The organism is uncultured Pluralibacter sp., from assembly GCF_913775985.1.
Taxonomy (GTDB): domain Bacteria; phylum Pseudomonadota; class Gammaproteobacteria; order Enterobacterales; family Enterobacteriaceae; genus Pluralibacter.
On sequence record NZ_CAJYMB010000150.1, the window covers coordinates 67294 to 88340 of the forward strand.

General features: G+C 61.6%; 25 protein-coding genes. 15 read left to right on the forward strand and 10 right to left on the reverse strand.

Annotated features, from left to right (window positions below; translation table 11 throughout):
- Positions 1-15 precede the first annotated feature (15 nt).
- Positions 16-1002: a hypothetical protein gene (locus QZ766_RS20655; protein ID WP_297206704.1), complete on the forward strand. Its 987-nt coding sequence runs from the start codon at positions 16-18 to the stop codon at positions 1000-1002.
- 12 nt (positions 1003-1014) lie between these two features.
- Here QZ766_RS20655 and QZ766_RS20660 read toward each other — a convergent pair whose 3' ends face one another.
- From QZ766_RS20660 to QZ766_RS20690, 7 genes are read right to left on the reverse strand one after another with little or no spacing between them, the layout of a single operon-like run.
- Positions 1015-3111, reverse strand: coding sequence for a flagellar biosynthesis protein FlhA (locus QZ766_RS20660; RefSeq protein WP_297206707.1), 2097 nt, complete (start codon positions 3109-3111; stop codon positions 1015-1017).
- A complete protein-coding gene (gene flhB / locus QZ766_RS20665; RefSeq protein ID WP_297206709.1) occupies positions 3098-4234 on the reverse strand; it encodes a flagellar biosynthesis protein FlhB in 1137 nt (378 codons plus the stop codon). Before flhB ends, QZ766_RS20660 begins: the two co-directional genes overlap by 14 nt.
- Positions 4234-5007 carry a flagellar biosynthetic protein FliR gene (gene fliR / locus QZ766_RS20670; RefSeq protein ID WP_297206712.1) on the reverse strand — a complete coding sequence of 258 codons (774 nt, stop codon included), beginning with the start codon at positions 5005-5007 and terminating at the stop codon, positions 4234-4236. The genes flhB and fliR overlap by 1 nt, the downstream gene beginning before the upstream one ends.
- A gap of 5 nt (positions 5008-5012) precedes the next feature.
- On the reverse strand, positions 5013-5285 hold the full coding sequence (gene fliQ / locus QZ766_RS20675) for a flagellar biosynthesis protein FliQ (RefSeq protein WP_297206714.1): 273 nt from the start codon (positions 5283-5285) through the stop codon (positions 5013-5015).
- A gap of 2 nt (positions 5286-5287) precedes the next feature.
- Entirely contained in the window at positions 5288-6040 is a 753-nt protein-coding gene (gene fliP, locus QZ766_RS20680; RefSeq protein WP_297206718.1) for a flagellar type III secretion system pore protein FliP, read from the reverse strand.
- On the reverse strand, positions 6037-6435 hold the full coding sequence (gene fliN, locus QZ766_RS20685; protein WP_297206720.1) for a flagellar motor switch protein FliN: 399 nt from the start codon (positions 6433-6435) through the stop codon (positions 6037-6039). The genes fliP and fliN overlap by 4 nt, the downstream gene beginning before the upstream one ends.
- Positions 6428-7306 (reverse strand): FliM/FliN family flagellar motor C-terminal domain-containing protein, encoded by an 879-nt coding sequence (locus QZ766_RS20690; RefSeq protein ID WP_297206721.1) that lies wholly within the window; start codon positions 7304-7306, stop codon positions 6428-6430. The genes fliN and QZ766_RS20690 overlap by 8 nt, the downstream gene beginning before the upstream one ends.
- A 455-nt stretch (positions 7307-7761) precedes the next feature.
- Between QZ766_RS20690 and QZ766_RS20695 the strand changes: the two genes are divergently transcribed.
- Genes QZ766_RS20695 through QZ766_RS20730 form a run of 8 tightly spaced genes read left to right on the forward strand, consistent with a single transcriptional unit; the run spans position 7762 to position 15055 of the window.
- Positions 7762-8796 (forward strand): sigma-54 dependent transcriptional regulator, encoded by a 1035-nt coding sequence (locus tag QZ766_RS20695; RefSeq protein ID WP_297206722.1) that lies wholly within the window; start codon positions 7762-7764, stop codon positions 8794-8796.
- 16 nt (positions 8797-8812) lie between these two features.
- A complete protein-coding gene (locus tag QZ766_RS20700) occupies positions 8813-9163 on the forward strand; it encodes a flagellar hook-basal body complex protein FliE (RefSeq protein ID WP_297206724.1) in 351 nt (116 codons plus the stop codon).
- A gap of 10 nt (positions 9164-9173) precedes the next feature.
- Positions 9174-10838, forward strand: a complete 1665-nt coding sequence (gene fliF, locus QZ766_RS20705) for a flagellar basal-body MS-ring/collar protein FliF (RefSeq protein ID WP_297206725.1) — start codon at positions 9174-9176, stop codon at positions 10836-10838.
- The gene (locus QZ766_RS20710; RefSeq protein WP_297206727.1) at positions 10807-11838 is read left to right on the forward strand and encodes a flagellar motor switch protein FliG; all 1032 of its coding nucleotides are present in this window, start codon (positions 10807-10809) and stop codon (positions 11836-11838) included. Before fliF ends, QZ766_RS20710 begins: the two co-directional genes overlap by 32 nt.
- Positions 11839-11840: 2 nt before the next feature.
- Positions 11841-12578, forward strand: a complete 738-nt coding sequence (fliH, locus tag QZ766_RS20715; RefSeq protein WP_297206729.1) for a flagellar assembly protein FliH — start codon at positions 11841-11843, stop codon at positions 12576-12578.
- Complete coding sequence (gene fliI / locus QZ766_RS20720) at positions 12565-13884, forward strand: flagellar protein export ATPase FliI (RefSeq protein ID WP_297206731.1); 1320 nt, start codon at positions 12565-12567, stop codon at positions 13882-13884. Before fliH ends, fliI begins: the two co-directional genes overlap by 14 nt.
- 5 nt (positions 13885-13889) lie before the next feature.
- Positions 13890-14330 carry a flagellar export protein FliJ gene (gene fliJ / locus QZ766_RS20725; RefSeq protein WP_297206733.1) on the forward strand — a complete coding sequence of 147 codons (441 nt, stop codon included), beginning with the start codon at positions 13890-13892 and terminating at the stop codon, positions 14328-14330.
- A gap of 38 nt (positions 14331-14368) precedes the next feature.
- Complete coding sequence (locus QZ766_RS20730) at positions 14369-15055, forward strand: hypothetical protein (protein WP_297206735.1); 687 nt, start codon at positions 14369-14371, stop codon at positions 15053-15055.
- A 34-nt stretch (positions 15056-15089) separates the two neighbouring features.
- Here QZ766_RS20730 and QZ766_RS20735 read toward each other — a convergent pair whose 3' ends face one another.
- From QZ766_RS20735 to flgA, 3 genes are all read right to left on the reverse strand, one after another.
- Positions 15090-15530 (reverse strand): flagellar protein FlgN, encoded by a 441-nt coding sequence (locus tag QZ766_RS20735; RefSeq protein WP_297206737.1) that lies wholly within the window; start codon positions 15528-15530, stop codon positions 15090-15092.
- A 2-nt stretch (positions 15531-15532) separates the two neighbouring features.
- Positions 15533-15802, reverse strand: coding sequence for a flagellar biosynthesis anti-sigma factor FlgM (gene flgM, locus QZ766_RS20740; protein ID WP_297206739.1), 270 nt, complete (start codon positions 15800-15802; stop codon positions 15533-15535).
- A 120-nt stretch (positions 15803-15922) separates the two neighbouring features.
- Positions 15923-16708 (reverse strand): flagellar basal body P-ring formation chaperone FlgA, encoded by a 786-nt coding sequence (gene flgA, locus QZ766_RS20745; protein ID WP_297206741.1) that lies wholly within the window; start codon positions 16706-16708, stop codon positions 15923-15925.
- Between the two features lie 86 nt (positions 16709-16794).
- Between flgA and flgB the strand changes: the two genes are divergently transcribed.
- The 6 genes from flgB to flgG are packed head-to-tail and all read left to right on the forward strand — an operon-like array spanning position 16795 to position 21031.
- The gene (gene flgB, locus QZ766_RS20750; protein ID WP_297206743.1) at positions 16795-17145 is read left to right on the forward strand and encodes a flagellar basal body rod protein FlgB; all 351 of its coding nucleotides are present in this window, start codon (positions 16795-16797) and stop codon (positions 17143-17145) included.
- 23 nt (positions 17146-17168) lie between these two features.
- On the forward strand, positions 17169-17594 hold the full coding sequence (flgC, locus tag QZ766_RS20755) for a flagellar basal body rod protein FlgC (RefSeq protein WP_297206745.1): 426 nt from the start codon (positions 17169-17171) through the stop codon (positions 17592-17594).
- A 2-nt stretch (positions 17595-17596) separates the two neighbouring features.
- Positions 17597-18274, forward strand: coding sequence for a flagellar hook assembly protein FlgD (gene flgD / locus QZ766_RS20760; RefSeq protein WP_297206747.1), 678 nt, complete (start codon positions 17597-17599; stop codon positions 18272-18274).
- A 28-nt stretch (positions 18275-18302) separates the two neighbouring features.
- Positions 18303-19493: a flagellar hook protein FlgE gene (flgE, locus tag QZ766_RS20765; RefSeq protein WP_297206749.1), complete on the forward strand. Its 1191-nt coding sequence runs from the start codon at positions 18303-18305 to the stop codon at positions 19491-19493.
- Complete coding sequence (locus QZ766_RS20770) at positions 19493-20224, forward strand: flagellar basal body rod protein FlgF (RefSeq protein ID WP_297206751.1); 732 nt, start codon at positions 19493-19495, stop codon at positions 20222-20224. The genes flgE and QZ766_RS20770 overlap by 1 nt, the downstream gene beginning before the upstream one ends.
- A 21-nt stretch (positions 20225-20245) precedes the next feature.
- Positions 20246-21031 carry a flagellar basal-body rod protein FlgG gene (gene flgG / locus QZ766_RS20775; protein WP_297206753.1) on the forward strand — a complete coding sequence of 262 codons (786 nt, stop codon included), beginning with the start codon at positions 20246-20248 and terminating at the stop codon, positions 21029-21031.
- The last annotated feature ends 16 nt before the right edge of the window (positions 21032-21047 follow it).

Sequence of the window (21047 nt, forward strand, 5' to 3'; positions counted from 1 at the left end):
AACAGATTACATCGTATGTCGATTCGTCTGATAACGTACCTGTGTCTCGCACTGGCACTGTTCACCACCGCCGCCCGGGCGGTCAACTGCGCGCGCGCGGTTACGCCCGTTGAAAATACCGTCTGCAGCAGCGAGAACCTCCGCTGGCTGGATGGAACGCTGAACGATATTTACCGCAGGCGGCTGGCAAAAGACGACGCCCGGGAAGTTAACCGGCAGTACGCGACCTGGGAAAAATCACTTAAAAACTGCACCTCTGACGGCTGCATCGAGCGCGCCTACTACGAAGGGATCAGCCTGCTCTCCAGCCCGGCGCCGGACTTTGGCTGGGAAGGGCAGTGGTGGAACAGCAGCGCGCCGAACATGAGCGAGGGGACCATTCAGTTCAGCCGCAGCGCCGAGTGGTCGGTGACCGCCGATATCCGCGTCCGGGCCGGCCGCAATCGCGACGAGTACACCGCCGAGGCGCGCAAAATTTACGGCATGGCGCTGATTGAAGGCATGGCCGACACCAGCGGCTGCCGGGTGCTGCTGATCCCCCGGCGCAGCGGCGCGCTGCAGGTCTACAGCAACGGCGACGGCGGCTGCCGCCTGTCGATGCCGGGCGGCGGCTTTATCGACGGCCGCTATCTGCGCGCCAGCCGCGATCCGCGCCCGCCCGCAACGCTGCTGTCGCTGGGGATCTTGCCGGATAAAGCCACCGATGACCGCTTCCGGGCGCTGGTGGGTGACGACTATCAGCAGTTTGTGAATACCGCTAACGTCTACCTCTACCAGCAGGATTTAGACAATATCGGCGCCAGCGTGATTAGCCTGTGGCTGCGCGGCGCGGCCAACAGCCACAACGCGATCATCATGTACACCGCCGGCGATATCTGGGCCGGGCGCATCTCGCCCGACGAGAAGGGCAACAGGCAGCTGCACTATTTCAGCACCAAAGGCAGCGATGTTAAGACCATGCCCCGCACGCTGGTGGGCTGGCGCCTGCGCTACTTCGAATAGCGGCCCCGGCGGTTACGCCAGCGTGCCCACCACTTTTAAGTCGGCGTCGTCCGGCACCTCGTTGTAGGAGAGCACGCTCAGCCCCTTTGCGAACAGGCGCCCGTAACGGGAAATCACCGGGCGCAGCTGGGGCGAAACCAGCAGCAGCGGCGGCAGCCCTTTGGCCTTCATCTGCTCGTAGATCATCGGCATGGTCTGCTGCAGCTGGGTGAGAATATTCGGGTCCACCGGGAAGCTGTCGAGCGCCACTTTCCCCGCCTGCTGGGCCTGGTTGAGCGCCCCGAGCAGCATATTCTCCAGATTATTATCCATGGTGTAGACCGACAGCTGCTCGCGGTCGCCGTTGATGCTGTGGATAATCGCGCGCCGCAGGGCGTAGCGCACGTCGGCGGCGAGCAGCAGTGGATCTTTGGTCACAGCCGAGCTTTCCAGCAGCGTGGAGGCGATGGTGACAATATCTTTCAGCGATACCTGCTCCAGCAGCAGCTGGCGGTAAACGCGCAGCAGCTGGCTGAAAGTCAGCGCGGCGTTCAAATCCTCCGCCAGCTTCGGCGACTGCACCGCCAGCCGGGCGTGCAGGTGGGTGATATCGTCATAGTTGAACAGCTCCGGCAGACAGTCCCGGGCCACTTTATTCACGTGGGTGGCCACCACGCTGGCGCAGTCCACCACCTGATAGCCGAGGTTCAGCGCTTTGGCTTTCTGCTGCGGATCGATCCACACAATCGCCATCCCGTAGGCCGGATCGGTATCGAGCACGCCGTCGATTTCGCCGTACAGTTCGGTGCCCGGGATCGCCATCATCTTGTCTGCCTGCACTTCCCCCAGCGCGGTGCGGATGCCGTTAATGTGGATCGCGTACTGGGCGGGCTTGAGGCGAAAGTTCTCGCGAATGCGGATCTCCGGCAGCAGCACGCCGCACAGCTCGGAGATCACCTGGCGCACGCCGCGAATGCGCTGCGACAGCGGGCTGCCCCTGGATTCATCCACCAGCCCCACCAGCTTATAGCCGAGATTCAGCCCGATGGGCTCCACCAGCGGAATGCTGTCCCAGGAGATAGCCGGCGGCTCGTCCTGGGCCAGCGCCTGCTGCAGCGTACTGGCGTCCGTTTCCTGGGCGGCGGGCTGCACCACCTTGCTCTGCCGCCATCCGGCAAACACCAGCAGGCCGGTAAAGCTCAGGAAGGCGATGTGCGGCATGCCCGGCACCACCGCCAGCACGAACATGACAAAGGCGGCAGTGTAGAGCACCTTCGGGCGGGAGAGCAGCTGGGCCTTAATTTCGTCGCTGACGTCGCTGCCTTCGCTGACGCGGGTGACGATAATCGCCGCGGCGGTGGCCAGCAGCAGGGAAGGGATCTGCGCTACCAGGCCGTCGCCGATGGTCAGCAGCACGTACTGGCGGAAGGCGTGGCTGGCGTCGAGATCGTACTTGAAGATGCCGATGCAGATCCCGCCGATGATGTTAATGATAAGCACCATGATCCCGGCGATGGCGTCGCCGCGCACGAACTTCGACGCGCCGTCCATTGCGCCGTAGAAGTCGGCCTCTTTTGCTACCTCTTCACGTCGCGCGCGAGCCTGCTGCTGGTTAATCAGCCCGGCGTTCAGATCCGCGTCGATCGCCATCTGCTTGCCCGGCAGCGCGTCGAGGGTGAAGCGCGCTGACACTTCCGAGATGCGCTCCGCGCCTTTGGTCACCACCACGAAGTTAATGATCATCAGGATCACAAACACCACGAAGCCGACCACGAAATCGCCGCCGATCACCACCTGGCCGAAGGCTTCGATCACCTTACCGGCGGCACCTTCCCCTTCGTGACCGCGCAGCAGCACCACGCGGGTTGACGCGACGTTCAGCGTCAGGCGCATCAGGGTGGTTATCAGCAGCAGCGTCGGGAAGATGGCAAAGTCGAGCGGGCGCTGCAGGTTCACCGACACCAGCAGCACGATCACCGCCAGCACGATGTTAAAGGTGAAGAAAATGTCCAGCATCAGCGGTGACAGCGGCAGGATAACCATTGCCAGCACGCACAGCAGCAGGATCGGCACGCCGAGGCGCCCGTGGCGGAGGACGCCGAGCGCGTTGCGTAATTTACTGTTCGCCATGGGCGTTAAATACCTCTTGCGGAATAGGAATGTGTCGGTCCAGGCGCGGGGGCTGCTCAACGCCGCCGGTGCGCCAGGTTTTAAGCTGCATCACGTAGGTCAGGACGTGGGCGATGGCGCGAAACAGCGGCGCCGGGATCTGCTGATTAACCCGGGTGGTGTAGTACACCGCCCGGGCCAGCGGCGGAAACTCCACCACTTCTACCCGGTGCTGCTGCGCCACTTCGCGGATCCACATCGCCGTTTCGTCCACCCCTTTGGCGACGATATAGGGCGCCTCGGCGCGCTGTGGATCGTATTTCAGCGCCACCGCGTAGTGGGTCGGGTTAGTGATAATCACGTCGGCGGTGGGCACCGTGCGGGTAATTTGCCCCATCGACATCATCCGCTGCAGCTGGCGGATGCGGCCCTTCACCTGCGGATTACCGTCGTTATTCTTGTGCTCCTCTTTCACTTCCTGCTTGGTCATGCGCATCTTTTTGGTGAACATGAACTTGCTGAGGGGAACGTCCAGCAGGGCAAAAATCACGATAACCGCGACGAAATAGCCGACCACGTGGCGGAAAATGGCAAAGCCCTGATAAATCGCCTGATGGAGCCCCTGGCGCTGCAGGTGCAGCAGCCCGTCCATCGAATCGTTAATCATCATCCACAGCACCGCGAGGATCACTCCGCACTTGAGCAGCATCTTGCCGACCTCCACAAAGTGGCTGGCGGCAAAAATGCGCTTCACCCCGCTGATGGGACTGAGCTTTTTAAAATCCGGCTTCAGCTTTGAGGGGGTAAAAATCCAGCCGCCGGGAATCAGACTTGCCAGCACGCAGGCCAGCGGAATGGGCACCAGCGTCACAATAAAGCGCAGCAGAATGCCGACGTTGATCAGCAGAAACTGGTTCAGCACGCCGCCGTCGTCAATCTGGCCCGCCAGCGCGCCGGCAGCGGCAAACGACTCGCCGATAAGCTGGCGGTAGTAGGGCAAAAAGCCGCCGAGGGTGAAAAATGACGCCACCAGCCCCACCGCCATAGTCAGATCTTTCGAGCGCGGAATATCGCCCTTGTCCCGCGCCTTGCGCAGCTTCCCGGGGGTGGGTTTTTCGCTCTTGTCGCCGCCGGAAGCCGACATCAGCTGCTCCTCACCGCGTCGAGCTTCGCCAGGATCTCGTTGGTTAAATTAAGGTAGTGATCGGGAATGTGGGTCACCAGCATCGAGATACCGAGCAGGCCGAACAGCATGCTGATGGGAAAGCCCAGCGAAAACAGGTTCAGGGTCGGGGAGATGCGGTTCAGCAGCCCGAAGCCGCCCTGGACTATCATCATCACGAAGGTAGTGGGCAGGGCAATCAGCGTTGCCGAGGCGATGATCCAGCCCAGCCCCTGCACAATCAGCGTCAGCGAAGGTGCGTTCAGGGCCTGGCCCACCGGCCAGTAGCTAAACCCCTTGAACAGGATGGTGACCAGCAGCAGATGCCCGTCCATGATGAAAAACAGCAGGGCGCAAAAGACGTAGATGATTTGCGCGATCACGGTGGTGGAGCTGCCGTTGACCGGGTCGTTCATCATCGCCATGCCGAGGCCCATGTTCATCGACAGAATGTGCCCGGCGGTTTGCAGCGCCACGAATACCAGATGCATTGCGGTGCCGAACAGCCAGCCCCACAGGATCTGCTCGCCAATCAGCACAATGGCGCGCATCGACAGCAGCTCGCTGAGTACCGGCATGTCGGGCAGCATCGGCAGCATCACCACCGTCAGCGCCAGCGCGGCCACCGCTTTGATCCGCCGGGAGAAGGCGCGGTTATCCAGCACCGGCGCGAACTGCAGCAGCGCCATAATGCGAAAGAAGGGCAGCACCCCCGCCATCAGCGGCGCCAGCAGGGTATGAATATCAATTCCCATTCGGCTCAGCCTACCAGCGCCGCCGCCTGGTGAAAGATCTGCACCGTGAAGTCCACCAGCTGGGTCAGCATCCACTTGCCGGCAAAAATCAGTACCCCCAGCGTCACCACCAGGCGCGGCAGAAAGCTCAGGGTCTGCTCGTTAATCTGGGTGGTGGCCTGAAAAATGCTGACGCACAGCCCGACAATCAGGCTCGGCACAATTGCCACGGCGGAGATAATCAGCACTAGGTAGATGCCGCTTGCCATGATGTCGCCGGCGATATCCATCGTCACCATAGTTACAGCCCCTGTACGCTGGAGGTCAGCGTGCCGACAATCAGCGTCCAGCCGTCGCACAGCACGAACAGCATCAGCTTAAACGGCAGGGAGACAATCAGCGGCGACAGCATCATCATCCCCATCGCCATCAGAATGCTGGCGACAATAAGGTCGATGACCAGGAACGGAATGTAGATCATAAAGCCGATTTGAAAGGCGGTTTTCAGCTCCGACAGCAGATAGGCGGGCGTCACCACAGTCAGATCCTGCTCGCGGGCGTCACCCTTCACCCCGGCGATGGTCATCATCTGCTCCATCGCCTTGTTATTGGTCTGGGCCAGCATGTACTTTTTCAGCGGCGCTTCCGCCCTCGACAGCGCCTGGCGCAGCGTAATTTGATCGTTCTGAAAAGGCACCACCGCGTCGCTGTACACTGTGGTCCACACCGGGCGCATCACCAGCAGAGTCAGCGCCAGCGCAATGCCGGTCAGGATTTTGTTCGGCGGGCTCTGCTGCAGCCCGAGGGCCTGGCGCAGAATGGCGAGCACGATAATAAAGCGGGTGAAGCAGGTCATCATCAGCACCGCGATCGGCAGCAGGCCGAGCAGGGTCATCAGGATCAGAATCTCGATCTTGACGTTATAGTCCTGCCCGCCGGCGCTGGCGGAGGTGCTGAACAGCGTAATGTCGCCGTTGGCCGCCAGCAGCGGCGCGGAAAAGGTCATCCCCAGCAGCAGCAGGGGCAGCCAGCGGCGCAGGTGCGGGCGGATCATCGCGTCAGTTCACCCAGCTCTTTAGCGTTAAACTCGATGATCCGCAGGCCGTACTTGTCGTTCAGCACTACCACTTCAGCCTTGCCGAACTGGATGCCGTTGACCTTAATGTCCAGCGGCTCGCCGGCCATCTTGTCCAGCTCGACCACCGAATCGCTGTTAATAGACATCAGGTCTGCCAGCGAAATTTCCACCGAGGCCACTTCCAGGGTCATGGTCACCGGAATACGGCTGAACAGCGCCATTTTGCGCATGTCGGTGATCCCCGCGGCGCGGGTTTCCCCCTGCAAATCCATGCGGATATTGCCCTCTACCGTCTCTTCCGGATCCATCTCACCGAGGTTTAAATCGTCCAGGTCGAAATTCTGGTCCAGTTCGAATTGTGCGTCACTCATAGCTTTTCTCGGTTGTCTTGTCGTGGAGATCGCATAACAGCAGGCGGCCGCGATCTTCTGCTATCGCGGCGTCAAAAATCTGCTCTTTGCCGATAAATACGGGTAAAGGGTCGCTCAGGGAGACGGGAATAATATCTCCCGGCTTAATGTCGGCGAGCTGCGCCACCGTCAGGTTCAGGCTCGCCAGCCTGCCGTGCAGCTTCAGGGGCAGGCTGTCGAACAGCGCCTCCAGCTGCGGCGGGGTCATTGCGCCGCTGGCGGCCGCGCTGCTGCTCTCCGGCGCGCGCAGGGTCGAGAGCATCCGGTCGACGTGGTGGTTATCGAGCAGGATGCTGAATGCGCCGTGGTCATAGCCCTCCAGCGTAAAGCTCACGCACCACGACCACTGGCTCTTCACCGTGGAGTAGTCGTTCTTGATCTCCAGCGCTTCGCCGAAGGTCTCTTTATTGATGATCAGCGCGGTCAGCTCCTGGCCGAGCTTGTTTTTCAGCCGCTCTTCGGTTTTGGTCACCGGGCTGCGGGTATCCGGCGCCACCCGATGGCTCTCTTTGCTCAGGCCGTAATAGTCGTGGAGAATATTCAGCAGCAGGATCCGGTCGATAACGAAGGCGATATTTCCGTAGGCGGTAGAATAGATCAGCGCGTTTTTACAATGGCGGTCGAGCGAAAAGGTCATTGATTTCAGCGCTGCATTCACCCGCAGCTTTTTCAGGAAATAAATGCTCAGGCGCGAGTCCAGAATATCGAAGCTGTCATTCATTAGCTTCGGCAGCTTGTGCCAGGGTCGGCCGAGCTGGCTGGTTTCAAGCTTAACCAGATCGGGCAGCGTATCGCGCGCGTGAATTCTGATTCGCTGAGGTGCAGGGTTCATGATTTTCCCGAGGGTAAAAATATTTTAAAAATGCATTTGAGTTTTCAATTTTTGTGTCGCTTTAGATTTTCGAGACGAAAACCGGTGCGTTATTGAGTGGCTCAGGCATCCTTTCCAGACTGATGATTAAACTATTGCAGCAGGGCTATTGCAATAGCGTTAACCTTATTAATCATTTAATGTCAGGCATTAATGATGATTAATGATTTTCTTTAACTAATTGATTTTTATGCATTAATGTTTTAATACCCATTAAAAATAAGACAATTCTCACCTTGCGGATATACTGCAGGCAGGGTTAAGGGAATTGACCGGTTAAGTTGTTTAAATAGTGTTAAAAATAAACCTCTCAAAAACATCCCTTCCTTTGATATATATTTTCTTTTTTTGCTGGCGCCTGTTTCTTGCGTATTAATAGTGCGTCTTCGTTTTCTGTCTTACGTTGGTATCCCACAATGAGCATTATTATGGAACATGAGAACGCTGCTGAAAGCGGGTTCATTGCCGTCGCCCCTGCCAGTATTAGCGTATTAACGCTGGCGCGCCGCGTGGCAAAATATAATGTGTCGGTGCTGGTAACCGGAGAAACGGGAACCGGCAAAGAGTGCGTTGCGAAATATATTCATGAAAACGCCTGCGGAGAAAATGCGCCCTACGTCGGGGTGAACTGCGCGGCAATTCCGGAAAGCATGCTGGAGGCGATTCTTTTCGGCTATGAAAAGGGTGCGTTTACCGGCGCAGTCTCCAGCGTCGCCGGTAAATTTGAGCAGGCCAACGGCGGCACCCTGCTGCTGGACGAAATCGGCGATATGCCGCTGGCCCTGCAGGCCAAGCTGCTGCGCGTCTTGCAGGAGCAGGAGGTCGAGCGCCTCGGCAGCCATAAGCGTATTCCGCTCGATATCCGCCTGATTGCCTCCACCAACAAAGATCTGCAGGTCGAAATTGCCGAAGGGCGCTTTCGCCAGGACCTGTTCTACCGCATTGCCGTGGTGCCTATCCACATCAAGCCCCTGCGCGAGCGCCGTCAGGACATCCTGCCGCTCACCCGCCGCTTTATCAGCAAATACAGCGCCTTCCACCAGGGGAACGTTCGCCTGAGCGACGACGCGCGCCGGGCGCTGCTGTCGTGGGAGTGGCCGGGCAACGTGCGCGAGCTGGAGAACGTAATTCAGCGCGGGATGATCCTCTGCAACGGAGCGGAAATTACCCCGGCGGATTTTGGTATCAGCGCCGCCCCCGCGCCGGCCGCGTCTGCGCCGGTGGAGATGATGCCACCCTACCGCGAACAGGAAGAGGGCAGCCGCCAGGCGATTCGCAACGTCAAGCTGCACGGCCGGCTGGCGGAGTACCAGTACATTAAAGACTTGCTCATGCGCCACAAGGGCAACAAATCCAAAACCGCGGCGTTTCTGGGCATCACGCCCCGGGCGCTGCGCTATCGCCTCGCGTCAATGCGCGATGAAGGCTTTGATATCGAATGTTTTTCCTGAAGCAGGATGCGTAATCATGGACAAAATTAACGCCGCAGGGACCCACCTTATTCGCCAGCAGATGCTGGACCGTATGCAGCAGATGCAGGCGCAGGCGGCGGGCGGCGCCATTGCCGCGCCGCAGACCGGCTTCTCTTCATCTGCGTCGGTGTCATTCGCGCAGGTTTTTAACGGCGCCATTAACAACGTTGACGCCCTGCAGCACAGCGCCAGCGCCCGGCAGAAGGCCATTGAGCTAGGGCAGAGCGACGATCTGGCGGGCGCCATGATCGAGAGCCAGAAAGCCAGCGTTGCTTTTTCCGCGATGATGCAGGTGCGCAACAAGCTCACTTCCGCCCTCGACGAAGTGATTAACATCCCGCTGTAAGGTGGCCCTTGTGCTGAACACCATTAAACAACGTATTCCCGTGCTGGCCCTGCCCGCGTCAGTCAATAAAAAAACGCTGCTGGCGGGCGCCGGCGGCGCGGTGCTGGCGCTGGCTATCGTCGTCTCCCTGTGGAACAGCAATCAGGGCTACGTGGCGCTGTACGGCGCGGAAGAGAAGCTGCCGGTAGCGGCGGTGGTCGAGGTACTTGGCGCGGAAAACATCGCCTACCGCATCGATCCCAACAGCGGCCAGATTCTGGTCACCGAAAGCAAACTGCCGAAAGCGCGTATGGCGCTGGCGGCGAAAGGCATCAGCGCTCTGACCCCGGACGGCTACGAGCTGATGGACAAAGAGGAGATGCTCGGCAGCAGCCAGTTTATCCAGAACGTCCGCTACAAGCGCAGCCTCGAAGGAGAGCTGGCGAAAAGTATTATGGCGCTGGAGCCGGTGGAGAACGCCAGGGTGCACCTCGGCCTCAGCCAGTCCAGCTCGTTTGTGATGACCAACAGGCCCAACAGCAGCGCCTCGGTGATGGTGCAGCTGCGCTACGGCCGCAGCCTCGACGAACAGCAGGTAGCCTCTATCGTTCAACTGGTGGCCGGCAGCGTGCCGGGCATGACTGCCGACAGCGTGCGGGTGGTGGATCAAGCCGGAAATTTGCTCTCCGACGCGCTCTCCGGTCCGGGTAGCCTCGGGGCCCGCCGCGCCGGCAGCGAAGTAGTGCAGCGCATTCGCGAAGAGACGCGTAAAAACATCAGCGATCTGCTGACGCCGCTGGTGGGCGTCGGCAACTTCCGCGTTACTGTCGCTCCCAGCGTCGATCTCAGCAGCATTGAAGAGACCCAGGAGCGGCTGGGCAAAGAGCCGCGCATCAGCGACGAGCAGCGCAGCCAGGAAAATGCCACCAACGAAATTGCGATGGGTATTCCCGGCTCCCTGAGCAACCGCCCGGTGGCGGAACCGCAGCAGAACGCCGCCGGTGGTGCGCAGAACGCCAGCACCAGCCAGGAGGAGCCACGCGCCCTGTCGAGCCGCAGCAGCGAGCTGCGTAAATACGCCTTCGATCGCGATATTCGCCACATTCGCCACCCCGGCTACAAGCTGGAAAAGCTCGCCGTGGCGGTGGCCCTTAACCAGCAGGCCGCCACCCTGAGCGGCATCAAGCCCGAGCAGCTGGCGGCCATTACCCGGCTGGTGGAAAGCGCGGCGGGCATCGACAAAACCCGCGGTGATGCGCTGACCCTCGACGTGCTGGCCTTTACCCCGGTCGAGAATCCGGAAATCCCGGTGCTGAAATGGTGGCAGGACCCGTCCATCCAGTACTGGGGCCAGACCGGCGGCATCGGCCTGCTGGCGCTGCTGACCCTGCTGTTTACCGTGCGCCCGCTGGCGCAGCGCCTCGCGCGCAGGGAGACGCCCGCCCTTACCGACGGCCGCGAAGTGTCGGACAGCCCGCAGCTGAATCATGAACCGGAAGCCGGAACGGCGCTGGAAAACAATCTGGCGAAATCGGCGATGGCCCACGATGAAAATCTGCCGCCGCTGACCTCCGGGCTGGAAACAAAAGTGGAATACCTCCAGGTGCTCGCCCAGAACGAAACCGAGCGCGTGGCCGAAGTGCTGAGACAATGGATCAATACAAATGAGCGAAGCAACACTAAGTCGGAGCAGTAAGTCAGGGAGCAGCAGCCGCACGCGCCTCGATCAGGCGGCCATTCTGCTGCTGAGCGTGGGTGAAGACGCGGCGGCAAGCGTCATGCAGAAGCTAAACCGCGAAGAGGTGATGCTGCTGAGCGAAACCATGGCCCGCCTGCACGGTGTCAAGGTGGACCAGGCCCGGCAGGCGATGAACAACTTCTTTTCCGATTACCGCGAGCAGAGCGGGATCAACGGCGCGTCCCGCAGCTGGCTGCGCAAGATCCTCGAAAAGGCGCTGGGGGGCGAAATTGCCCGCAGCGTGATCAACGGAATCTACGGGGACGAGATCCGCTACCGCATGGCGCGTCTGCAGTGGGTGGACGTGCCCCAGCTGGCGGCGCTGATTGAGCAGGAGCACCTCCAGCTGCAGGCGGTGTTTCTCGCCTTTCTGCCGCCGGACGTGGCCGCCAGCGTGCTGGCGAGCCTGCCGGAAGAGCGGCAGGATGAAATCCTCTACCGCATCGCCCGCCTCGACGACGTTAACCGCGATGTAATCGACGAGCTGGACCGCCTGATCGACCGCGGGGTGGCGGTGCTCTCCGAACACGGTTCGAAAGTGGCGGGCATCAAGCACGCTGCCAACATCGTCAACCGCATTCCCGGCAACCAGCAGCAGCTGCTGGAGCAGCTGCGCGACCGCGATGAGCAGGTGGTCGAGGAGCTGAAAGACGAGATGTACGAGTTCTACATCCTCAGCCGCCAGACCCCGCAGACCCTGCAGCGCCTGATGGAGGAGATCCCCATTGAAGAGTGGGCGATGGCGCTCAAGGGCACCGAGCCGGTGCTGCGCCAGGCTATCTTCAACGTGATGCCCAAGCGCCAGGTCACCCTGCTGCAAAGCACCACCGCGCGCCTCGGCCCGGTGCCGGTCAGCCGCATCGAGCAGGTGCGCAAAGAGATCATGCAGACTGTGCGCCAGCTGGGGGAAGAAGGCGAGATTCAGGTCCAGCTTTTTGCTGAGCAGACGGTGGAGTAGCCATGTTTAAAAAACGCAGCCCCTCGCTGGATGCCCTGACCACCCGCCGCCAGGCGGTGATCAAACCCCGCCTGCACAAATTTCCGCCCCTGCGCCAGCGCGGCCTTGCCGGGACGCTAGCGCAGGACGATCCGGCCCTGCTGTCCCAGCAGCTGAAAGACGGCTTTCAGGAAGGGCTCAATCAGGGCTTTGCCAAAGGCCTGGAAGAGGGCAAAGAGGACGGCTACCAGGAAGGGATGCGCCTCGGCTTTGAGGAAGGGTTGCGCAAGGGGCTTAGCGAAGGCAAGCAGCAGGCGCGCCAGCAGTTTCTTCAGGCGGCCCGGCCCTTCGAGAGCCTGAGCCACGAGCTGCAGCAGTTCCTCGACGGCTTCGAGCAGCGGCGGCGGGAAGAGCTGCTCCAGCTGGTGGAGAAAGTTACCCGCCAGGTGATCCGCTGCGAGCTGACCCTCAATCCCACCCAGCTGCTGACCCTTGTCGAGGAAGCCCTCGCCGGGCTGCCGCAGCCCCCGGCGCAGATCCGCGTCCTGCTCAACAGCGAGGAGCACCGCCGGATCAGCGAAGCCGAGCCGGAGAAGGCCCGGGAGTGGGGACTTGCCGCCGACGCCGCGCTGGCGCCGGGCGAGTGCCGGGTGGTGACCGACACCACCGAAATGGATTTAGGCTGCCAGCACCGGCTTGACCAGTGCGTCAGCGTGCTGAAAGAGAACCTGCTGCCGGAACGCGATCGTGAGCTCGCTTGATTTTGAGCAGGCCCTGCGCTCCATCGAGCAGATCGATCTGGCCCGGGTGGCGGGCCGCCTGCTGCGGGTCAACGGCATTCTGCTGGAGTGCGTCGGCTGCCGGCTGGCTATCGGTCAGCTGTGCCAGGTGGAGAGCGCCGACGGCGAACTGATGGACGCCCAGGTGGTGGGCTTCGACCGCGAGCTGACCATGCTGATGCCCTTTAAGCATCCTTCCGGGCTGATTGCCGGCGCCCGGGTCTTTCCGGCGCAGAAAGGCGAAAGCCTGATGGTGGGCGACCGCTGGCTGGGGCGGGTGGTTAACGGCCTCGGCGAGCCGCTGGACGATCAGGGGCGCCCCGGCGGGGATACGCCGCTGGCATCCCAGCTGCCGCAGGTGCATCCCCTGCGCCGCCAGCCGGTGGCGGCGCCGCTGGACGTCGGGGTGCGCGCCATTAACGGCCTGTTGACCATCGGCAAAGGCCAGCGGGTCGGGCTGATGGCGGGCAGCGGCGTCGGCAAAAGCGTCCTGCTCGGGATGATCACCCGCTACACCCGCGCCGAAGTGGTGGTGGTGGGGCTGATCGGCGAGCGCGGGCGCGAGGTAAAAGAGTTTATCGACCACGCGCTGGGCGCCGAGGGGCTGGCGAAATCGGTGATCGTCGCCGCGCCCGCCGACGAATCGCCGCTGATGCGCATCAAGGCCACCGAGCTGTGCCACACCCTGGCCGCCCATTTCCGCGACCGGGGCAAAGACGTGCTGCTGCTGGTGGACTCCCTGACCCGCTACGCCATGGCCCAGCGGGAAATCGCCCTCTCGCTGGGGGAGCCGCCCGCCACCAAAGGCTATCCGCCGTCGGCCTTCAGCATGATCCCGCGGCTGGTGGAGAGCGCCGGCAACAGCGAAAGCAGTGGATCGATGACCGCCATCTATACGGTGCTGGCCGAAGGCGACGATCAGCAGGATCCCATTGTGGACTGCGCCCGCGCGGTGCTGGACGGCCACATCGTGCTCTCCCGCCATCTGGCGGAGGCCGGGCACTATCCGGCGATCGATATCGGCCAGTCCATCAGCCGCTGCATGAGCCAGGTCACCGGGCGTGAACACCAACTGTCGGCCCGCAGCCTCAAGCAGCTGTACGCCGAATACCAGAGCATCAAGCCGCTGATCCCGCTCGGTGGCTATGTTGCCGGGGCCGATCCGCTGGCGGATAAAGCCGTGCGCCTGTCGCCCGCCATCACCCGCTATCTGCAGCAGGAAGTGCAGGATCCCGCCCCGCTGGCGGAGTCCATCGCCGACCTGAACGCGCTGGCGCAGGCAGGGTAAGCGCCATGAGCAAGCTGATTTCAACCCTCCAGCAGCTGCAGCAGATCCGCGCCCGCGCCGTTGACGATATGAGTCAAAAGCTGGCGACCCAGCAGCAGGTGTGCCAGCGCTATGAGAAGAACATTGTGGCCCTGACCTCGCTGTCGGAAGGCATTGCCGGGGTCGAAGAGAACCGCGCGGCGCTGATGTTTAACCAGGCCAGCTACCGGCGCAACATCCAGCGGGTAATCGACTGGCAAAAGCAGGAGCAGGCGCTGGCGGACATTGAGGCCCGCCGCCTGCAGCAGAGCCTGCTGGCGGAAGCGAAGCGCGAAAAAAGCCTGACCCTGGTGCTGGACGGCAAGCGCGCCGAGCTGCAGCAGGAGAGCGCCCGGCGGGAGCAAAAGAACACCGATGCGGTGTCCACCCAGAGCTGGCTGCGCCAGCAGCGTTTATTGAAGCGGTAGCGTATATGAACAGCACAGCTGAAATGATAGAAACCGAAATGTCGCGTGCAGCCGGCGATACGGCGATAGCACAGTACTGCCGCCGGCTTATCACCGGTTGTCCGCCGCCGCTGAGCATCGGTCTTTACGGCACGGGCATCCTGCTCAGCAGGGCGAAAAGCGGCGGGCAGGACGATGATAGCGGGCAAATGAGGCTCTTTGCGATGAGCGAGCAGCTGGTGCTGCTGGCAGAGGAGGGCGAGCTGCAGCGTCTGTTCGGCGAGCTGCCGCCCCTGTTGCCGCACCGGCTGGCCGCGCTGGAGGCGCTGAACCGCATGCTGCTGAACGCGCCCGGCGTCGGAGACTTATCCTGGGCGCTGGCCGGGCCCGCAGCGGGGGCTACCCGCTGGCACGCGCGCTATGCGCAGCTCGATACTGCGGCTCGCGCGCTGCCCTTGCTGCAAGACGCTGGATTGCCGGTGCGGGAATTTATGGCCTCGCGGCTGGACGACTTTCTGACCAACGGCGGCGGACGCTATGGGGATATTTTTCTGGCGCTGGCTACCAGCTGGTTCCGGATACGGATGCTGTGCGCCCTGTGGAGTGAGGCCCGCGGCGTGCTTACCGAGGCGCATGCCCGGCAGCTGATGGCGCAGCTGGCCGAATGGGAAGGGTGCTGCCCGCCCCGCGCCGGTGAAAACGTGACCGCGGACTATAGGCTGCTGTGCGGCCTGTCGCTCCTTTGATCTTACTCCCGGCAGCCCGCTGCCGGTTATCCGCTTAGCGCTCCTCCCCGTACAGCCAGTTCTCCGGCTCCCCGACATTCATCACGTTCGCCAGAATTTCCTGCTGCATATTCATCAGCGTGCCGTTGTAGTCGTTGGCGCTCTGGCAGCCGGCCGCCCGAGCCAGCAGATCGGTCCACAGGGCGCTGACCTTCGGACGGTGCGCTTCCGGCAGGCGCGCCAGCAGGCTGTGCATGCCGTAGGCGCTGGCGGTGATGCCCAGCTCGCACAGCAGCCTGTGCCGCTGCTGGCTGCCGCGATCGAGCTCCTTGTAGAGCGCCATAATGCGGGCGTTCACCGCCTCCAGCGCCTCGGCCCGGCGGCTCAGAATGTGCTGGCGCTGCTCTTCCAGCAGCGCGTGCAGGGCAATATAGCGCTGGCGGTCGTCCGCCACCCCCTGCACCAGCGTTTTTACGCGCGCGGCGTTATCGGCCATAGTCACCTCTGAAAGTAGTCCTGCATCGCGGCGGTCAGCGCGTCGAGATTAAGGGTAATTTTGCCGCTGCTGATGGCGTCCCGCATTTCGGCGACTTTTGCCATGTCCACTTCCGGCAGCGCGTTGAGGTTTTTCTGCGCCTCGCCCGGCAGCGGTTCGACCGCCGCGCTGCGGCCAACGGCTGTGTGTTCAGACGCCGGGCGCGCCTGGCCCGCTTCGGCGGCTTTATTGATTGCCACGTTGAGTCCGTACTGCGTCGCGGAGATTTTCATCGCGTTCTCTCTTTTCCTTCATGGTGCGCTCAGGGTGTCCGGGCGGAAAGGGTCTTTCCTTGTTAGTTATCGCCTTAATGCGGCCCGCCGGACGGAAACTTAAATGCGGAAGCGGTTTTTTTATCGCCCTTTGGCAAAAACCATCCGCACGATGCCGGTGTCCGCCACCACCGCGCTGACGATCTGCTGGCTGCTGGTATTTTTCACTTTAATAATCTCGCCCTTGCGCCCCTTTTTCAGCGCCTCGCCGACGGTTTGCGCCTGCACCCCGTTGTGCTCGGCAATCATCAGTACCTGCTGGCCGCGGTTGACCAGCACCGGCGACTCCAGCTGGCTCAGGGTCAGCGGCTGCTGCTCGCGGATCCGCCGCTTGACCGTCAGGCCGGTAACCTTGTCCGGATGCAGCATGTAGCGACCGCGGGCGCCGCTGATGTCGAGCTTTTTGATGGCGATATCGGCCGGCGTGACCACGTGGCCGCGCGCCATCTCCCGGCGGGCCACCACCACCGGCAGAATGATTTCGGGTCTGGCGGTAACCGCAATGCGCCAGCCCGGCTGCTCGTCGCAGCGCACCTCAAAGCGCAGGCGGGAAAAATCGGGCCGCTCGCCTTCCGGCAGCGAGGCGGAAAGGGTTTTGCCGCACAGCGGAAGGCGCGACGCCTCTTCAGGAATATAGAGGTTCATTTTGGCGCTGTAGTCCGGCCAGCGGCGGCTGCGGGCTTCGCTGCGGATCACCTCGGAGGCCTGCAGGTGTACGGCGACGCTAATCTGCTTGCGGGCGTTGTCGGGAGTTGGCGCATCGGCAAAGGCGCGCAGCGGAAGCAGGAGGAAAAGCAGGCCCGCGAGGCGGAAACAGCGCTTCAGTTCCAGACGGGATAAAAACGGTAACTCTATAATATTCATCATGTTATCTATTTGGCACGCTATTTGCTTTAAAGGAGTGGCTTGCAAAGCAAATGGACCGCCGCGACAGGCATCATGAGGAACAGAGTGTGAGTATCAGTTTTGACAAAGCATTAGGTGTGCATCCGCAGGCAGTAGCACTTCGACTTTCCCGGGCCGAGCTGCTGTCAGCCAATCTGGCTAATGTGGATACCCCGAATTTTCAGGCTAAAGATATTGATTTTGCCGCCGAGATGCAACGTTCGCTGGCGGGTTTTTCCGCATCCGCCTCGCCCGAGCTGATGTACCGCGTGCCTTTTCAGCCCTCGACGGACGGCAACACCGTCTCCCTCGACGTTGAGCAGGCCGAGTTCGCAAAAAATACCCAGGACTACCAGATGAGCCTGGCGTTTCTGAACATGAAATTCGTCGGCCTCAAGCAGGCCATTGACGGCAAATAACGCCATTCAGGGAGCAGAACGATATGGCATTTTCCGATATTTACCGCGTCTCCGGCTCGGCGATGACCGCGCAAACCGTGCGGCTGAATACCATCGCCAGCAACCTCGCCAACGCGGAAACCGCAGCCGACAGCGAGCAGGGCGTTTATAAAGCGCGCCGCCCGGTGTTCGCCGCCGTCTACCAGAACAATGAGCTGATGCAGCAGCGCGCCCTGACCGGCGCCCGCATTCAGGTGATGGACGTGGTGGAGAGCGGCCGCGCCGTTGAGCGCTACGAGCCGAATAACCCGCTGGCGGACGATCGCGGCTACGTCTTTTACCCGGACGTTAACGTGGTGGAAGAGATGGCAGACATGATGTCCGCCACCCGCAACTTTGAAACCAGCGTGGAAGTGCTCAACAGCGTCAAAAGTATGCAGCAGAGCCTGCTGCGTCTGGGAGAAGCGTGATTATGAACGTAGATGGAACCACCCGCAGCGGTCAGCAGACTTTTACCGAGGGCCAGGCCGTGGCGGCAAACGGCAGCGCCGGCGGGCTGAATAACCTGTTTATGCAGCTGCTGGTCGCGCAGATCCAGAACCAGGATCCCCTCAATCCCACCGATGGCACCGAGTACGTCAGCCAGCTGGCGCAGCTCACCCAGGTGCAGTCGATGGAGACCATGTCCCAGCTGATGGCCAACAACGCCGTGCTGATGGACAACCTGCAAACGCTGACCACCGGCAACCTGGTGGGCCAGCACGTGATGGTCCAGACCGACACCGTCAACAGCGACGGCAAAACGGCCCTTGAAGGACGCCTGACCCTCGGCCACGCCGCCAATGTGGTGACGGTTATCGTGAAAGATTCTGCCGGTAAAGAGCACAAAATCGAGCTGGGCAAGCAGGAGGCCGGGCAGGTGGATTTCAGCCTCGATCCGCAGGCGCTCGGCCTGAGCGAGGGGAAATATACCCTCAGCGTCGTCACCGATACCGGCGAAGAGAAGGTACCGGTGGAGATTGGCGGCACGGTCTCCAGCGTGCGTATCCCGCTGGACGGCAGCCCGACGCGGCTCAATATCGTCGGCCTTGGCGAAACCGCCTACAACACCATTACCCAATTTGGCGACTCGGCGGCGAAGCGCAGCTGAGTCCGGACAACCTCTAAAAGGAATTATTATGAGCTTTAGTATTGCTACCAGCGGCCTGAACGCCATCTCCGAACAGCTGACCTCGATTTCGAACAACATCGCCAACTCCGGCACCGTCGGCTTCAAGTCTGGCCGCGCGGAGTTCGCTTCCCTGTACGCCGACGGTCAGGCGCTCGGCGTCGGCGTCACCAGTGTGGCCCAGAGTATTACCCGCAGCGGCGATATCAGCGCCACCGGTAACGCGCTAGATCTGGCGATCAACGGTAACGGCTTCTTTATGGTACGCGACGGCAACGGCGCGCCGGCCTATACCCGCGCGGGCTATTTCGGCACCGACGACAGCGGTAACCTGGTGAATAAGCTCGGCATGTATCTGCAGGGCTATCCGGTTGACGCTAACGGCAATCTGCAGGTGGGCACGGTGGGCAATCTGACCATCAGCAACGACGCGATGCCGGCGAAAGCCTCGGACAGCCTCGACTTTACCGCCAACTTAAACGCCAACGCCAAGGTGCCGGAAACTAAAACGTTCGATCCTAAGGACAGCACCAGCTACAACGATACTTACACCACCACCGTGTACGACTCTCTGGGCCGCGAGCACACTCTCAGCCAGTATTTCGTTAAGACAGAAGACAATACCTGGCAGGTGCACTACGTAATGGACGGCGAGCGCATGGAGGGGGCGACCCAGGAGCTTTCATTTACAAGCCAGGGTATTTTGAGCAGCCCGGATAAACCAGTATCCCTGACGGTAGCTATCCCGGGCGCCGACAACATGACCCTGGCGCTGAACTACAAAGGCTCCACCCAGTACGGCTCCGACTTCTCGGTCAGCAAAAACAGCAGCAGCGGCTACGCCTCCGGCCAGCGCACCGGTCAGGCCATTGACGCCGACGGCAGCGTATTTGCCATCTTTTCCAACGGCGAGCGTAAGCTGCAGGGCCAGCTGGCGCTGGCAAACTTTGCCAACCCGCAGGGGCTCAGCGCCGAAGACGGCACCTGCTGGCGCGCCACCCGCCAGTCCGGCGATGCGCTGCTGGGCGCGCCGGGCACCGGCCTGCTGGGGGCGGTGAAGTCGGGCTTCCTCGAAGCGTCTAACGTCGATATGACCTCCGAGCTGGTGGGCCTGATGAGCGCCCAGCGCAACTACCAGGCGAACACCAAAGTCATCAGCACCAACGACAACATGATGAACGCACTCTTCCAGGCGGTGTAATGGATCGCTTGATATATACCGCGGTTAGCGGCGCCTCCCGCACCCTGGTTCAGCAGCAGATCAGCGCCAACAACCTGGCCAACGTCAACACCCAGGGCTTTCGCAGCGATCTGGACAAGGCGGTCAGCCAGCAGGTGTCCGGCGGGGGCTACGGCTCCCGCTACCTGGCCGAGCTGCTGCCGGGCGGCGTGGACATGACTCCGGGGGAAATGCGCGCCACCGGGCGGGATCTGGATATTGCCATTCGCGGCAGCGGCCTTATTGCGCTGCGCGGCGAAGAGGGCGAGGTGTACACCCGTAACGGGCAGATAGATCTCGGCCCGGACGGCGAGCTGACCATCAACGGCCTGCCGGTGGCGGGGGATAACGGCCCGATCGTGCTGCCGCCTTTTGCCTCGGTGTCTATCGGCGATGACGGGATCATTACCATCGTGCCGGATACCGGCGACATCGCCGCCCCGATGGACGTGGACCGGATCAAGCTGGTGGACGTGCCGGCGGCGGAGCTGCGTAAAAACGCCGAGGGCTTCCTGGTGACCAACGCCGAGATTAGCCCGCGGGACGAGAACGTAACCGTTGCCGGCAGGCATCTCGAAACCGCCAACGTTTCCGCCATCGGCGAAATGGTGTCGAGCATCGCCCTCAATCGCCAGTTTGAGGCGCAAATCAAAATGATGAAGGCGGCGGAAGATCTGGCTAACGCCGGCAACCGCCTGCTTCGCACTAGCTGACTTTAAAGGGAAGACAAGCCTATGAATCCGGCATTATGGATCAGCAAGACCGGTCTGGCGGCGCAGGACGCCAAAATGACGGCCATCTCCAACAACCTGGCCAACGTCAACACCACCGGCTACAAGCGCGATCGGGCAGTGTTCGCCGATCTGTTTTATCAAAGCCCGCGCGCCCAGGGCAGCCAGCTTGACCAGAACAACATCGCCCCGAGCGGCATCCAGTTCGGTACCGGAGTCAAAATTGTCGGCACCCAGAAAGAGTTCTCCGTTGGCAATATCCAGAACACCGGCCAGAGCCTCGACGTGGCGATCACCGGACAGGGCTTCTTTCAGGTAGAAACCCCCGGCGGCGACATCGCCTATACCCGGGCGGGCAACTTCCAGAAGAACCCTGACGGGCTGCTGACCAACGCCCAGGGCCTGCCGCTGATCCCGCAGATTGAGCTGCCGGACAACGTCAAGTCGCTCAATATCGCTAAAGACGGCACCGTCTCGGCGACGGTAGCCGGCGAAAGCGATCCGGTGGAGCTCGGGCAGCTGACGCTGGTTAACTTCGTCAATCCGGCCGGACTGGAGGCGATGGGCGGCAACCTGTATCGCGAAACCGCCGCCAGCGGCGAAGCGGTAGAGGGCATTCCCGGCGAAGAAGCGTTCGGCCAGCTGGAGCAGGGCTCCCTTGAGGGTTCCAACGTGCAGGTGGTTGAGGAGATGGTGGACATGATCACCGTCCAGCGCGCCTACGAGATGAACGCCAAGATGGTCTCCGCCGCCGACGACATGCTCAAATTCGTTACGCAGTCGATGTAATTACGGGATGCAGGTG